Consider the following 13,407-nt stretch of genomic DNA (forward strand, 5'->3'; position numbering starts at 1 on the left):
TCTCGATAAACACTATTTCCCGACACGTCGCTCTTCCGATCTCCCGCCTTGACACACCCGGCCGCCGACTGAGACTCCCACCGGAGGGGCGGGGGAGGTCGGACCCGCCCCAGCCGCGGCAGAAAGATCTCTGCCGCGGCAGCGAAGGAAAAAGCGTCCTCGCCGGACAGGCAGGCTCTGGGATGACCACCCCTTCGCGCTGCTGGCCAGCGTTGGGGAGGTGGGCCGCCGGGTGGCCATCCCGTCGCCTGAACGAGGCCTATCACTTTGAGCCGGGCCCGCAAGCTTGCGTCGTCGGCCCGCTCTGCGCTGTGGGTTGCGGGCCCGGCTCAAAGCGATTTTCACGGCCTCAGGCGACGGGATGACCACCCAGCTCCTCCGATGACAAGCTTCCTGCTGCTCACCCGTCATGTATAAGCACTGTTACAATCTCCCCGTGTCTCTGGCCCGCGCCTTTGTCGACCTCGGTCCGCTCCGTACCTCGCCGCCCTTTCGGCGGCTTTGGCTGGGGCAGGTCTTCTCCGGCTTTGGCTCGCAGATGACCCTTGTTGCCGTCATGTTCCAGGTCTGGGAACTGACTCGGAGCACCCTGTGGACCGGGGCCGTGGGGCTTGCGCAAGCTCTGCCCATTGTCGTCTTCGGTCTGTTCAGCGGGTCGCTTGTGGACCGGGTTGATCGGCGGAAGGTTGCCCTCGTTGCCACCACCGGGCAGGCCGTCTGCTCCATTCTCCTTGCCGTGCAAGGGTTTCTGGGGGACGTTCCGGTTGTTGCGGTGCTGGTACTGGTCGCCGCCCAGTCGTGCTTTGTCGCCTGTGGTGGGCCGGCCGCTCGGACCTTCGTCCCGCGGCTGCTGCCGCCCGGTCAACTGGCCGCCGGGCTGGCTCTGGACCGGATTGCCTTTCAAAGCGCCATGCTGCTCGGCCCCGCGCTCGGCGGGCTCGTTCTCGGGTGGGCCGGTGTCGGTGGCTGCTACGTCGTCGACGCTCTCACCTTCGGCCTGGCCTTCTACGGCGTCTTCGGCCTCCCCGCGATGCGGCCCGATGGCGAGCCGTCGCGGCCGGGGCTTCGGGGGGTGGTCGATGGGCTTGCCTTCCTCGTGCGGACGCCCGTTGTTCGCGGGGCGCTGCTCACCGATCTCGCCGCCACCGTCCTGTCCATGCCGATCAGCCTGTTCCCGCTCGTCAACGCCGAACGCTTCGCCGGCGATCCGCGGACGCTCGGCCTGTTCCTGTCGGCCGTCGCGGTCGGCGGGGTTGTGGCGTCCGTCTTCTCCGGGACCTTCACGCGGCTGCCTCGGCCCGGCCGGGTGATGCTCGCCGGATCCGCCCTCTGGGGTGCCGCGCTGACCGGGTTCGGGCTGGCGCCGGACCGGTGGCTCGGGCTCGCCTGCCTCGTCCTCGCCGGGGCGGCCGACACGGTGTCGGTGGTTTCGCGCAGTGCGCTCGTCCAGCTGGCCACGCCGGACGCGCTGCTCGGCCGGGTTGCGGCCGCCGAGCAGATCGTCGGGCAGGCCGGTCCGGATGTCGGCAACCTGCGCGGTGGGCTCGTCGCCAGTGCCGTTTCGGGCACCTTTGCGCTGGTCAGCGGTGGGGTGCTGGGCGTGCTGGCGGTGGTGCTCGTCGGTGCGGTGACGCCCGGCCTGCGCCGCTTCTCGATCCCCGCCGAGGCCGTTGCGAACGGTTAGCCCGGTGCCAGTTCCAGTGCCTTCTCCGCGCCCTGGATGAGGTCGGCGTAGGTGATCACCTCGACGCGCCCGAGGTGGGCGTTGTACGTCCGGAGCGTGTCGGGGACCTGCTCGCGCGCCTTGGGGTCCGGCACGTGCTGCGGGTCGCCGATGACCACCGTGGCGAACGCGCGGCGGCATTCGATGCCGAGCTTCTCCTTGATCGTGGTGCGTTCTTCGTCGAATTCGCGCAGGTAGTTGATGCTCTGGCCGACCGCCTTGTTCACTTCGGGGCCGACGACGAAGTAGTTCCGGTGGGGGATGACCAGATCCGGGACGCAGGCCCGTTTCAGTTCGACGACGTGGAGTGCGCCGTCGGCGCGGATCAGGGGGACGTCCAGCTGGGTCATCACCGTCAGGTGCCGTCGCTTCGCCTTGTCGACGAACTTTCCGCCGAACATCCACCAGCTTTCCTCGAGGATCTTCTGGAATTCGTTCTCCTTGGCCGCCGGATCCCGGACGACTTCGGAAAGCGCCGTGATGACGTCCCGCTGCTTCGCGGCCTGGATGCCGTCGAGCAGCACCTGCCCGGCGCCGTGCGCGGCCAGGATTCCGGCCCCGTTCGGGGCGTCCGCCAGCGCTTCCGCCAATTGGGCCAATTGGCCCGCGTCCGCTTCGCCCGTCTGGACCTTCCGGATGACGGCCGCGAGCGGGGCGTCCGGCTCGGCGGGCTCGAAACGGCCCGAGAGGAACCGGTGCAGTTCGGCGATGTCGGCGTCCTCGCACGTCCACCCGCTCGCGCCCGGCCGCAGGTCGAACCCGGAGAAATCGGGGCGCGGTGTCCAGGAATTGACCACCAGGATCAGCTGCCCGTCGCCGCTTTGTTCCGGTACATAATAGAGCGTCGCGGTTTTGTAGACGTTTTCGCCCCGGTGGACGACCGTGGATTCGACGTGCCGGTAGCCGGGGGGTGTCGATTCTTCGATCCGCCTGATCAACTCGTCGGCGGGATCCGGTTCGCCGGGTGAGGAGGTCACGCCAGGCAGTCGCGCCGCCACTCGGTGGCGTTACGACGATCAGCGCAACCCGAGGTCACTACCTGCAGTGGCAAGATCACGAAACCCGGCCGCGTGACGTCGGTTTCTTTCCGGCCCTCCTGACCGTCCTGTCAGTAGGTTACCCGTTCGCCTTCTTGTCACTCTTTCGCGTGAACCTGGCGGGGCATATTTCTCGGCAACGTATTTGCGGCCCGGGAAATCGTCATCTACAGTCCGGCTGATCACGGCCGAACGAGCCGTATTCCGTGGTCCCCATAATTCTCTCCGAGGAGTGGCATGCTTCATCGCGCCTCGACACGCCGGCTCGCCGTGCTCGCCCTGGCCTTCGCCGTCCTGCTGACCGGGTGCAGCCAGCTCAAGAGCTCCTCCGCCGCCGGTGACGTCGAAAAGCCGTCGATCCGGGTCGCGATCCTCACCACCGTCGACCTCGCGCCGCTCTGGCTGGCCCAGGAGGGCGGGTACTTCAAGGCCGAGGGCCTCGAGGTGCAGACCGACGTCGGCGCCAGCGGGCAGGAGACGCTCAGCCGGATGACGAGCGGCCAGGACGACCTCGCGCTGTCCACCTACACCCTGTTCTTCCTGGCCAAGAGCAGCGGCGCCGCCGACGTGAAGCTGGTGACCGACGGGACGTCGGCGAGCCCGCGCAGCAACGAGGTCGTCACCGTGCCGAACTCGCCGGTCAAGACGGTGACCGACCTTCAGGGCAAGCGGATCGCCATCAGTTCGAAGAACGCCGCCTCGGACGTGCTGACCCGGTCGGTGATGCGCGACCACGGCGTCGACCCCGGCAAGGTGCAGTGGGTGCCGATGCCGCTGTCGGAGATGAGCGGCGCGCTGGCGCAGGGGAAGGTTGACGCGGCCTACCAGCCGGAACCGTTCCTCACCCAGGCCGCCCGGACCGCGGGTGCGTTCCCGGTCATCGACGCCGCCAGCGGCAGCACCCAGAACTTCCCGCTCACCGGCTACGGCGCCACCGCCAAGTGGGTCCAGGACCACCCGAAGACGATGCGGGCGTTCCAGCGCGCGATGCTCAACGCGACCCGCGCCGCCGTCGACCGGGCCCGGATCGAACCGCTGGTCGTCCGCAACGCCAAGGTCGACCAGGACATCGCCAGCCTGATGGTGATGCCGGCCTTCGGGTCGAGCCTGGACGCCCGCCGCATCCAGCGGGTGCCGGACTTGCTGCAGCAGCTGGGCGTGGTCCAGACGAAGCTCGACGCCTCTTCGATGATCGCCCCGCAGACCGGCACCGGCTGAGCCGGCGACCGGTCGCGAAGAGGGCGGGTGCGCATCGCGCATCCGCCCTCTTTTGTATGTGGCCGAGGGTTTCCGCAACGGCCGCTATCCCGAAATTTTCAGACCACCGGGCGCCCGTCCGGTTTCGGTGATTCGCACCTTGACACGACCGCCGCCGCAGCCCAGTCTCTTCATACCGACCGCGCGGTACGACGTTGTCCACATGGTGGGATAGGAGAGTCATCGATGGCGCTTCCCGGCGAAGACCTGCTCGTGGTCGACGGCCTCACCGTGCGGTTCGGCGGTCTTACCGCCCTGCACGACGTCCACCTCAGCGTCGACGCCGGCACCGTCGTCGGGGTCATCGGGCCCAACGGCGCGGGCAAGACGACGCTGTTCAACGTCGTCTGCGGCTTCGTCCGGCCCCAGGCGGGCCGGGTGCTGTGGCGGGGGCGCCCGCTCGTCCGGCACCGCCCGGAGCACCTCGCGCGGCTCGGGATCGTCCGGACGCTCCAAGGCCTCGGGCTCTTCCCCGGCCTGACGGTCCTGGAGAACGTGATGGCCGGCGCGGGCCGCCACGCCCGCACCGGCGCGTTCCCCGCCCTCGTCGGCGCCGGCCGCTCGGCCCGCGACGAAGCCGAGCTGGCCGGGCGGGCCCGGGAGACCCTGGGCGAACTCGGGATCGCCGACCTCGCCGGCCGGCTGCCCGGCGTGCTGCCCTACGGCGTGCGGAAACGGGTGGCGCTCGCGCGGGCCCTGGTGGCCGAGCCCGACCTGCTGCTGCTCGACGAGCCCGCGAGCGGGCTGTCGTCCGCCGAGCTCGTCGAGCTCTCGACGTTGATCCTCTCGCTGCGGCGGCAGATGGCGGTGGTGCTGGTGGAACACCACATGGACCTGGTCATGCAGGTCTGCGACCAGGTGGTGGTGCTGAACTTCGGCGAGGTGATCGCGACCGGCCCGCCGGCGCGGATCCAGGCCGATCCCCGCGTGGCCGAGGCCTACCTCGGCGACCCCGCCGAGGAGGCGTCCGGTGCTTGAGATCGAAGAGCTGTCCGTGGCCTACGGCGCGGTCCGCGCGCTCGACGGCGTCGGCATCACCGTCGAACGCGGCGGGATCACCGCCGTGCTCGGCGCGAACGGCGCCGGGAAGACCACCCTGCTGCGCACCATCAGCGGCCTGCACCCCGCCCGCAGCGGCCGGATCGCCTGGGACAAGAAGGACCTCACCGGGCTGGCACCGGACCGGATCGCCCGCGGCGGCGTGGCGCACGTGCCCGAAGGCGGCGGCGTCATCACCGAGCTGACCGTCGACGAGAACCTCCGGCTGGGCGCGCTGTGGCGGCGGGACCGCGCCGACCGGGCCGCCGCCCGCCGGGAGATGTACGAGCTTTTCCCGGCCCTGGAAGAACGTTCGGCGAAACCCGCCTCGACGCTCTCCGGCGGCGAACGGCAGATGCTCGCCATCGGCCGGGCCCTGATGAGCCGGCCGTCGCTGCTGCTGCTCGACGAACCTTCGCTCGGCCTCGCGCCGCTCATCACCGCCCGGATCATGGGCATCCTGCGCGACCTGCGGGCCTCCACCGGGCTCACCGTCGTGCTCGTCGAGCAGAACGCGCACTCCGCCCTGTCCATCGCCGACCGGGGGTACGTCCTCGCGCTCGGCCGGGTCGTGGCCGTCGACACCGCGGCGGAACTGCTGGCCGACGACGGCCTCCGCCACGCCTACCTGGGTTTCTGACCGTCCTAATTGGAGGTGAACGGTCCGGTATGCAGGACTTCTTCGACCTGACCCTCGGCGGGATCTCGGCCGGCGCGGTGTACGCGGCGCTCGGGCTCGCCCTGGTCATCATCTACCGGGCCACCCGGGTGGTGAACTTCGCGCAACCCGCTCTCGCCCTGATCTCCACCTACCTCGCCTACTCGGTGACGAAGGCGACCGGCAGCTACTGGCTCGGGTTCGCCGTCGCGATCGTCGCCGGGACGCTGCTGGGCGTCGCCACCGAACGGCTGCTCATCCGGCCGCTGCGGCACCGCTCCGAGCTCAGCTCGATCATCGTCACCCTCGGGCTGCTGCTGGTGCTGCAGGCGGTCGCGGGCATGATCTGGTCCAACGAGCCGCTGGCGTTCCCGTACGCCTTCGACTTCCGCGGCCGGTTCTCCGCCAACGACCTGTTCGTGGTGCTGATCGTCGTCGCCATCGCCGCGCTGGTGCTGGTGGTGTTCAAGTACACGCCGCTGGGCCTGCGGATGCGGGCGGCCGCGTTCGCCCCCGAAGTGGCGCGCACCCTCGGCGTCCGGGTCGGGCTGATGCTCACCGCCGGCTGGGGACTGGCCGCGGCCGTCGGCTCCCTGGCCGGGCTGCTCGCCACCCCGCCGTTCCTCTTCCCGAACGTGCTGGACGGCGTCTTCGTCTACGCGCTCACCGCGGCCGTGCTCGGCGGCCTCGACAACCCCTTGGGCACCATCGCCGGCGGGTTCGTCCTCGGCGTCGGACTGTCCTATGTGTCCGGCTACTTCGGACCGGAGATGGTGACGATCGCCGCGCTCGCCATCCTGGTGGTCGTGCTGACGCTGCGGCCCAACGGGCTGTTCGGCCGGGCCAAGGTGAGGCGGGTATGAGCGTGCGCACCGAACCACCCGAGGTCCTGGTGGCCCCGGCGAAGCAACGCCGGACGATGCCGCCGCTGCTCGTCCACGCCCTCGCCGCGCTGGGCGCGTTCGCGGTGGTGGTGCTGCTGACCCTGGTCACCGACGAGTTCACCAACCTGCGCCTCGCGACCATCGGGTACTACCTGGTCGCGGTGGCCGGGCTGACCCTGCTGACCGGCCTCACCGGCCAGGTGTCGCTGGGCCACGGCGCGTTCATGTTCATCGGTGCCTACACGGTGGCGCTGCTGGTGAAGCACGTGCCGTCGTTCCCGCTGTGGGCCGACCTGCTGCTGGCTTCGGCCGCCGGCGGGCTCGCCGGGCTGCTGGCCGGCGCGGCGGCGGCCCGGCTGCGCGGCCCGTACCTCGCCGGGGCGACCCTGGCGCTGGCCGTCGGCCTGCCCGCGCTGACCCGGAAGTTCCCCGACTTCCTGGGCGGCAGCAACGGGCTGAACTTCACCGTCCACAGCAGACCGGCCGGGGTCGGTGTCCCGGAACTGCGCTGGCAGACCTGGATCGTCTGGCTCAGCGTGCTGCTCGCGCTGGTCCTGGTGGTGAACGTCGTCCGCGGCCGGCTCGGCCGGGACTTCCGCGCGGTCCGGGACGACGAGGTCGCCGCCGCGCTGAGCGGGATCGCCGTCGGGCGCACGAAGATCCTCGCGTTCCTGATCAGCGCGGTGTGCGGTGGGCTCGCCGGTGGCCTGCAGGCGTTCCTGCTGGGCACCGCCGCGCCCGGCTCGTTCACGCCCGCGCTGTCGCTGAGCCTGCTGGCCGCGGTGGTGCTGGGCGGGCTCGGGTCCCTGTGGGGCGCGCTGTGGGGCGCGGTCGCGCTCGTGTACTTCCAGGCCTGGTCCGAGGACCTCGCCGACGTCCTGCACCTGAACACCGACGTGGCCAACAACCTCCCGCTCGCGGTGTACGGCGTGATCCTCATCGTCGTCGTGCTCGCCTTCCCGCGTGGCATCCAGGGCGGTTTCCAGAAGCTGCGCGGGCTTCTCCGTCGACCCGCCGAAAAGAAGGAGAACCATGAGAACCACTAGGTACGGCGCGGGGTTCCTCGCCCTCGCCCTGACGCTGACCGCGTGCGGCGGCGCGGGGGAGAGCGACGGCGGCGGGCAGCAGGCCGCCGATTCGGCGGTCGGCGTGACGAAGGACGCCGTTGTCATCGGCACGCACCAGCCGCTCACCGGCCCGGCCGCGCCCGGGTACAGCAAGATCTCCGTCGGGGCCCGCGCGGTCTACCAGGCGATCAACGACGCCGGCGGGATCAACGGCCGCAAGATCGACTACAAGGTCGAGGACGACGGCTACAACCCGACGAAGACCGTCGAGGTCGTCAAGAAGCTCGTGCTGCAGGACAAGGTCTTCGCGATCGTCGGGGGCCTGGGGACGCCGACGCACTCGAAGGTCGTCGAGTACCTGAACTCCGAAGGCGTCCCGGACCTGCTGGTGTCCTCGGGCGCGCTCGCCTGGGACAACCCGCAGAAGGCGCCGATGACCTTCGGGTACCAGGTGGACTACACCCGGGAAGGCAAGATCCAGGGCAAGTACGTCAAGGACACCTTCGCGGGCAAGAAGGTCGGCTACTTCACGCAGAACGACGACGTCGGCCGCGACACCCAGGCCGGGCTCGACCAGTTCGTCAAGGACCAGGTCGTCGCCAAACAGGGCTACGACAGCGCGAACACCGACGTCACGCCGCAGCTGTCGGCGCTCAAGGCGGCCGGGGCCGAGGTGGTGGTCTGCGCGTGCATCCCGGCGTTCACCGCGCTGTCGATCCTGGCCGCGGCGAAGATCGGGTACAAGCCGCAGTTCGTGGTCAGCAGCATCGGCGCGGACCCGGCGACGCTTTCCGGGCTGTTGCAGGACTTCGCCAAGCGCGGCGGCGCCAGTGTCTCGAGCGGGCAGCTGCTGGCCGGCCTGATCGGTACCGGGTACCTGCCCGACGTCGCCCAAACCTCGGACCCCTGGGTCGCCTACTTCAAGGGCATCCACGACAAGTACATCGCGAAGGAGCCGTTCACCAACACGGTGCTGTTCGGGATGGTGCAGGCCTACACGTTCGGGCAGGCGCTGAAGGCGGCCGGGCCGGACCCGACGCGGCAGAAGGTCGTCGACGCGATGAGCTCCGGCGCGCTGAAGGGGCCGGGCCTGACCCCGTTCGGGTTCTCGAAGGACTCGCACGCCGGCTACACGGGCGCGTACGTCTTCAAGATCAACCCGGACACCACGACGACGGTGCTCCAGCCACCGGCCGTCACCGACCGGGGGACGGGCGCGATCTCGCCGTACTCCGGTGAGCGGGCCACTCCCGAGCAGGTCAACCTGGTGAGCAAGTGACGTCCGGGCCGGCTCGTGGGCGCCACGGGCCGGCCCGTCCGCTCACATAGGGTGGCGACATGAGTGTCAGGGAGAAGGTCGTGCGGGCGGCGGTGCGGCTGTTCGCCGAGAAGGGCTTCGAGGCGACGACGGTCCGCGAGATCGTCGAGGAAGCCGGCGTCACCAAGGGCGGGCTGTACCACTACTTCGAGTCCAAGGACGACCTGCTCTTCGAGATCTACGCGGCGATGCTGCGGATGCAGACGCGGCGGATGGTGACGATCGCCGAGTCGGACCTGCCGCTGCCCGAGCGGCTGCACGCGATCATCGCCGACGTCGTGGTCACCAGCATCGCCGACCTCGACGCGGCGACGGTGTTCTTCCAGTCGTTCCCGCTGCTGGAGAAGTCCAAGCAGGTCCAGGTGCGGGCGGAGCGGCGGACGTACCACGAGCGAGTCCGCGACCTGGTCGCCGAGGGGCAGCAGTCCGGGGTCTTCCGCGCGGACGTCCCGGCCGACCTGGTGATCAACTACCACTTCGGCGCCATCCACCGGCTGGGGATGTGGTACCACCCGGAGGGCGAGCTGTCGGGGGAGCAGGTGGGGAAGCACTTCGCGGACCTGATGCTGCGCAGCCTCCGTCCATAGTGGACCGGTTTGACTTCGCCGCCGCCGTGGTATTGATCGGGATCATCGCTGTCTCGCCGAGGAGGGTGCTCGTGCAGATCCAGGTCAACACCGACCACAACATCCACGGTGGCGAACGGCTGGCCGCCTACGTGACCACCGACCTGGAACAGGGCCTGTCCCGGTTCGGCGGGTGGCTGACCCGGGTGGAGGTGCACCTCAGCGAAGACGGGGGCGCCGAGACGGAGGACAAGAAGTGCGTGATCGAGGCCCGGCCCAGCGGCAAGCAGCCGGTGGCGGTCACCCATCACGCGGCCACCGTGGACGACGCCTACGCCGGGGCGACGCACAAGCTGGTGCGCGCGTTGGAGTCCCGGTACGAACGCGCCCACGACCACAAGGGCAGTGACAGCATCCGGCACATGCCCGCGCCGGAAGACCCCGTGATCGGCTAGTCTCGAAGCCGTGTCGAGCCCCGAAGCGTCCAGGACCGGGCTGCCGGTCTTCCCGGCGGCCCGATAACTCCCCGTTCCCGGGTTGCCGGGTGACCACGAAATCGTCCTGCCGATCTCGTGATCTCCTGGAGCTTCCGTGCCCCTGTACCTCCTCGCCCTGGCCGTGTTCGCCATGGGCACGTCCGAATTCATGCTGGCCGGGCTGGTGCCCGGCATCGCCGCCGCCTTCGCCGTCCCGGCGGCGCAGGCGGGGTACCTGACCTCCGCCTTCGCCGCCGGGATGGTCGCCGGCGCGCCGCTGATGGCGGCCCTGTCCCGGTCCTGGCGGCGGCGGACGGCGTTGCTGGGCTTCCTGGCGCTCTTCGCGCTGACCCACGTCGTGGGCGGGCTGACGACGTCGTTCGCCGTCCTGCTCGCGACGCGGGTGCTGGCCGCGGTGGCGAACGCGGGATTCCTCGCCGTGGCCCTGACCGCGGCGACCGGGTTCGCGCGCCCCGGCCGCGCGCTCGCCGTCCTGCTGAGCGGCACGACGGTGGCGTGCGTCGCCGGAGTGCCCGGTGGAGCGCTGCTGGATGCGGCGTTCGGCTGGCGGTCGGCGTTCTGGGCGGTGGCCGCGCTGTGCCTGCCCGCGTTCGCGGCGGTGTGGTGGATCCCGGACACCGCGGCGGGCGAGCGGCCGGTCGGGTTGCGGGCCGAGCTGGCGGAGTTGCGACCGCTGGCCGGGGTGCTCGCCGTCGCGGCGCTGGTGAACGCGGCCACGTTCGGGGTCTTCACCTACCTGGCGCCGGTGGCCGCGGGTGTCGCTCCGGTGCCGGTGGTGCTCGGTGCGTTCGGTGTGGGGTGCTTCGCCGGGATCACCGCGGCCGGGCGGCTCGCCGACCGGTGGCCCGCACGGGTGGTTCTGATCGGTGGGCCGCTGCTGCTCGCCGGGTGGCTCGCGGCGGCCCTGGCCGGGCAGGTCCCGGCGGTGCTCGTCACGCTCGCGTTCACGCAAGGTGCGTTGTCGTTCGCGGTCGGGGGCACGGTGATCGCCCGGATCCTGCGGCTGGCGGAGGGCGCTCCGACGATGAAGGGGTCCTACGCGACCGCTGCGCTCAACGTCGGGGCCACGGCCGGCCCCGTGCTGGCCGGGGCGGTGGCGAACCCCTTCTGGCCCGCGGCGGCGCTGGTGGCGGCGGCGCTCGCGACCTACGTCTGCCTGCGCCGCCGGACGTAGTGGGTGACCAGGCCCGCGATCGCCGCGACCGCGATGCCGCCGGCGATCGTCCGAGGTAGCAGATCCAGCCCCACGAGCAGGCCGCCGGCGTTGACCGTGGCACTGATCACCAGCACCAGCCACAGCAGGACCGGGGTCGAGGGACGCGTCGAAACGTTGTCGTTGTTCATGCCGTGAACGCTAAAGATCGGCCGCGCCGGCGGAAATGCCGTGCGCACCCGGATGCGGGGTAGTGCCTGCGCTACCCCGCATCCCGGCCGAGGTACGCCAGCACCGCCAGCACCCGGCGGTGCCCCGCGCCCTCGTCGGAGGGCAGGCCCAGCTTCGCGAAGATGTTCCGGATGTGCTTCAACACCGCGCCGTCGCTGACCACCAGCAGCTCCGCGATGGTGCCGTTGTTGTAGCCCTCGGCCATCAGCGCCAGCACTTCACGCTCTCGCGCGGTCAACGCCGCCAAGGGATCGGCCGCGCGCCGGCGGGCCATCAGCTGGGCGATCACCTCCGGGTCCATCGCCGTGCCGCCCTTCGCCACCCGCTCGAGCGCGTCCAGGAACCGCTCGACCTTGCCGACGCGCTCCTTCAGCAGGTAGCCCACCCCGCCGACGCCGTCGGCCAGCAGCTCGACCGCGTAGCTCGTCTCCACGTGGGCCGACAGCACCAGCACCGGCAGCGCCGGGTGGATCTCGCGGGCCCGGACGGCCGCGCGCAGGCCTTCGTCGCGGTGGGTCGGGGGCATGCGGACGTCCATCACGACCGCGTCGGGCCGGTCGCCCTCGACGAAGGCCAGGAAGTCCTCGGCGTTGTCGACCGCCGCCGCCAGTTCGATGCCCGCCGTCTTCAGCAACAGGGCGAGGCCTTCGCGCAGCAGCGCGTCGTCCTCCGCGATCACGACCCGCATGGCAGCTCCACTCGCAGCACGGTCGGCCCACCGGGTGGGCTGGTCAGGGTGAGGGTTCCGTCGAAGGCTTCGGCGCGGCGCCGGATGCCGGCCAGCCCGCTGCCGTCCGACTCGACCGCGCCGCCGCGGCCGTCGTCGCGGATTTCCAAGTACAGCAACGACGCCGTGCCGCCGAGCGCGATGTCCACTTTGGACGCATCGGCGTGCTTGGTGACGTTGGCCAGCGCCTCGGCGACGACGAAGTACGCCGCGGCCTCGACCGCGGCCGGGCGGCCCGCCTCGTACTCGACGTCGACCGCGGCGGGCACCGGGCAGCGCTCGGCGAGCGCCCGCACCGCCCCGGCCAGGCCGCGTTCGCTCAGCAGCGGCGGGTAGATGCTGCGGACGACCGTGCGCAGTTCGGCCAGCGCGTCGGTCGCGGTGTCCTGGGCCTTGACCAGCAGGTCACGCGCGGTCGCCGGGTCCCGGTCGTAGAGCTGCCCGGCGATGCCCAGCTGCAGCACGACCGCCGCGATCCGGGCCTGCGTGCCGTCGTGCAGGTCACGCTCGATGCGCCGCAGCTCGGCGCCGTGGGCTTCCAGCGCCGCCGCGCGGGTCGCGGTCAGCTCGGCGACCCGGTCCGCCAGCACGACGCCGGGCGCGGGCCGCAGCAGCCGCTGCGCGAGCCCCGCCTTCCACCGGGCGACGCGCGGCATCAGCAGGAACAACGCCACCATCGCGACCGCGCTGAGCACGCTCAGCCCCGCCATGGGCCACGAGTTCACCACCAGGCCGAGCTGGCCTTCGATGCCGCCGGGCACCCACGGCCAGACGACGGCGAAGACGACCTGCTGGAGCGCGCTCACCGGCAGGCCGAACGACAGCACCCCCAGGATCGTCCCGGTCGCCGCGTGGAGGGCGAGCCACGCGAGGTCGCGGCGGGTCGCCGGGTCCTTCAGCGGGGAGCCGTCGCGGTACGGCTCGGGGATCGGCTCGCCGAGGTGGCGCGCGGCCTGGCGGCGATCCACCCCGACCGGCCACCGGGACAGCCGGATCATCGGGGCCAGCGACGGGATCCCGACGCCGAACGGGCACAGCAGGACCACGGCGAACAGCCCGGTGAGGGCGAACATCGACAGCAGCGAAGTGCCGGCGCCGACCACGAGGTAACGAACCGCCGACCAGCACTCGCGCAAGCGGGTCGTCACGGCCACAGTGTCCCACCCCACCCCCGGGGTAGTGCTGGCGCTACCCCGCATCCACCTCCCCACAGGATCGATCCGCCGTCCGCGCCGCCCTAGTTTTCCTGGG

At 71.0% G+C, this 13,407-nt stretch carries 14 protein-coding genes; 10 read left to right on the plus strand and 4 right to left on the minus strand.

Annotated features, from left to right (window positions below; all coding sequences use genetic code 11):
* Positions 1-436: 436 nt before the first annotated feature.
* Positions 437-1,684, plus strand: a complete 1,248-nt coding sequence (locus ACWEF6_RS20120) for an MFS transporter (protein WP_449684345.1) — start codon at positions 437-439, stop codon at positions 1,682-1,684.
* Here ACWEF6_RS20120 and ACWEF6_RS20125 read toward each other — a convergent pair.
* Positions 1,681-2,700 (minus strand): Shedu anti-phage system protein SduA domain-containing protein, encoded by a 1,020-nt coding sequence (locus ACWEF6_RS20125; RefSeq protein ID WP_449684346.1) that lies wholly within the window; start codon positions 2,698-2,700, stop codon positions 1,681-1,683. The two genes, ACWEF6_RS20120 and ACWEF6_RS20125, sit on opposite strands and share 4 nt — an antisense overlap.
* Before the next feature lie 297 nt (positions 2,701-2,997).
* On the opposite strand from ACWEF6_RS20125, the gene ACWEF6_RS20130 reads away from it, so the two are divergent.
* The 9 genes from ACWEF6_RS20130 to ACWEF6_RS20170 all read left to right on the plus strand — a co-directional run bounded on the left by ACWEF6_RS20130 (position 2,998) and on the right by ACWEF6_RS20170 (position 11,219).
* The gene (locus ACWEF6_RS20130; RefSeq protein ID WP_449684347.1) at positions 2,998-3,978 is read left to right on the plus strand and encodes an ABC transporter substrate-binding protein; all 981 of its coding nucleotides are present in this window, start codon (positions 2,998-3,000) and stop codon (positions 3,976-3,978) included.
* 225 nt (positions 3,979-4,203) lie between these two features.
* Positions 4,204-4,995: an ABC transporter ATP-binding protein gene (locus tag ACWEF6_RS20135; RefSeq protein WP_449684348.1), complete on the plus strand. Its 792-nt coding sequence runs from the start codon at positions 4,204-4,206 to the stop codon at positions 4,993-4,995.
* Positions 4,988-5,695 (plus strand): ABC transporter ATP-binding protein, encoded by a 708-nt coding sequence (locus ACWEF6_RS20140; protein WP_449684349.1) that lies wholly within the window; start codon positions 4,988-4,990, stop codon positions 5,693-5,695. The genes ACWEF6_RS20135 and ACWEF6_RS20140 overlap by 8 nt, the downstream gene beginning before the upstream one ends.
* A 29-nt stretch (positions 5,696-5,724) precedes the next feature.
* Entirely contained in the window at positions 5,725-6,576 is an 852-nt protein-coding gene (locus ACWEF6_RS20145; protein ID WP_449684350.1) for a branched-chain amino acid ABC transporter permease, read from the plus strand.
* The gene (locus ACWEF6_RS20150; protein ID WP_449684351.1) at positions 6,573-7,643 is read left to right on the plus strand and encodes a branched-chain amino acid ABC transporter permease; all 1,071 of its coding nucleotides are present in this window, start codon (positions 6,573-6,575) and stop codon (positions 7,641-7,643) included. Before ACWEF6_RS20145 ends, ACWEF6_RS20150 begins: the two co-directional genes overlap by 4 nt.
* On the plus strand, positions 7,630-8,943 hold the full coding sequence (locus tag ACWEF6_RS20155) for an ABC transporter substrate-binding protein (protein ID WP_449684352.1): 1,314 nt from the start codon (positions 7,630-7,632) through the stop codon (positions 8,941-8,943). The genes ACWEF6_RS20150 and ACWEF6_RS20155 overlap by 14 nt, the downstream gene beginning before the upstream one ends.
* A 59-nt stretch (positions 8,944-9,002) precedes the next feature.
* Entirely contained in the window at positions 9,003-9,569 is a 567-nt protein-coding gene (locus tag ACWEF6_RS20160; protein WP_449684353.1) for a TetR/AcrR family transcriptional regulator, read from the plus strand.
* A complete protein-coding gene (locus tag ACWEF6_RS20165; protein WP_449684354.1) occupies positions 9,569-10,003 on the plus strand; it encodes an HPF/RaiA family ribosome-associated protein in 435 nt (144 codons plus the stop codon). The genes ACWEF6_RS20160 and ACWEF6_RS20165 overlap by 1 nt, the downstream gene beginning before the upstream one ends.
* A gap of 172 nt (positions 10,004-10,175) precedes the next feature.
* Positions 10,176-11,219, plus strand: a complete 1,044-nt coding sequence (locus tag ACWEF6_RS20170) for an MFS transporter (protein ID WP_449684424.1) — start codon at positions 10,176-10,178, stop codon at positions 11,217-11,219.
* On the opposite strand, the gene ACWEF6_RS20175 is transcribed toward ACWEF6_RS20170, so the two are convergent.
* The 3 genes from ACWEF6_RS20175 to ACWEF6_RS20185 all read right to left on the minus strand — a co-directional run bounded on the left by ACWEF6_RS20175 (position 11,192) and on the right by ACWEF6_RS20185 (position 13,304).
* Entirely contained in the window at positions 11,192-11,389 is a 198-nt protein-coding gene (locus ACWEF6_RS20175; protein ID WP_449684355.1) for a hypothetical protein, read from the minus strand. The genes ACWEF6_RS20170 and ACWEF6_RS20175 overlap by 28 nt on opposite strands.
* Positions 11,390-11,460: 71 nt before the next feature.
* The gene (locus ACWEF6_RS20180) at positions 11,461-12,117 is read right to left on the minus strand and encodes a response regulator (protein WP_449684356.1); all 657 of its coding nucleotides are present in this window, start codon (positions 12,115-12,117) and stop codon (positions 11,461-11,463) included.
* Positions 12,105-13,304: a sensor histidine kinase gene (locus ACWEF6_RS20185; protein WP_449684357.1), complete on the minus strand. Its 1,200-nt coding sequence runs from the start codon at positions 13,302-13,304 to the stop codon at positions 12,105-12,107. The genes ACWEF6_RS20180 and ACWEF6_RS20185 overlap by 13 nt, the downstream gene beginning before the upstream one ends.
* Between the last annotated feature and the right edge of the window lie 103 nt (positions 13,305-13,407).

Source organism: Amycolatopsis sp. NPDC004772 (assembly GCF_053601215.1).

Bases quoted from the DNA above. Each gene is read 5' to 3' on its own strand.
- ACWEF6_RS20130 (WP_449684347.1), top strand. From the start codon at position 2,998: ATGCTTCATCGCGCCTCGACACGCCGGCTCGCCGTGCTCGCCCTGGCC.
- ACWEF6_RS20170 (WP_449684424.1), top strand. From the start codon at position 10,176: ATGGGCACGTCCGAATTCATGCTGGCCGGGCTGGTGCCCGGCATCGCC.
- ACWEF6_RS20180 (WP_449684356.1), bottom strand. From the start codon at position 12,117: ATGCGGGTCGTGATCGCGGAGGACGACGCGCTGCTGCGCGAAGGCCTC.
- ACWEF6_RS20145 (WP_449684350.1), top strand. From the start codon at position 5,725: ATGCAGGACTTCTTCGACCTGACCCTCGGCGGGATCTCGGCCGGCGCG.
- ACWEF6_RS20150 (WP_449684351.1), top strand. From the start codon at position 6,573: ATGAGCGTGCGCACCGAACCACCCGAGGTCCTGGTGGCCCCGGCGAAG.
- ACWEF6_RS20160 (WP_449684353.1), top strand. From the start codon at position 9,003: ATGAGTGTCAGGGAGAAGGTCGTGCGGGCGGCGGTGCGGCTGTTCGCC.
- ACWEF6_RS20135 (WP_449684348.1), top strand. From the start codon at position 4,204: ATGGCGCTTCCCGGCGAAGACCTGCTCGTGGTCGACGGCCTCACCGTG.
- ACWEF6_RS20155 (WP_449684352.1), top strand. From the start codon at position 7,630: ATGAGAACCACTAGGTACGGCGCGGGGTTCCTCGCCCTCGCCCTGACG.
- ACWEF6_RS20175 (WP_449684355.1), bottom strand. From the start codon at position 11,389: ATGAACAACGACAACGTTTCGACGCGTCCCTCGACCCCGGTCCTGCTG.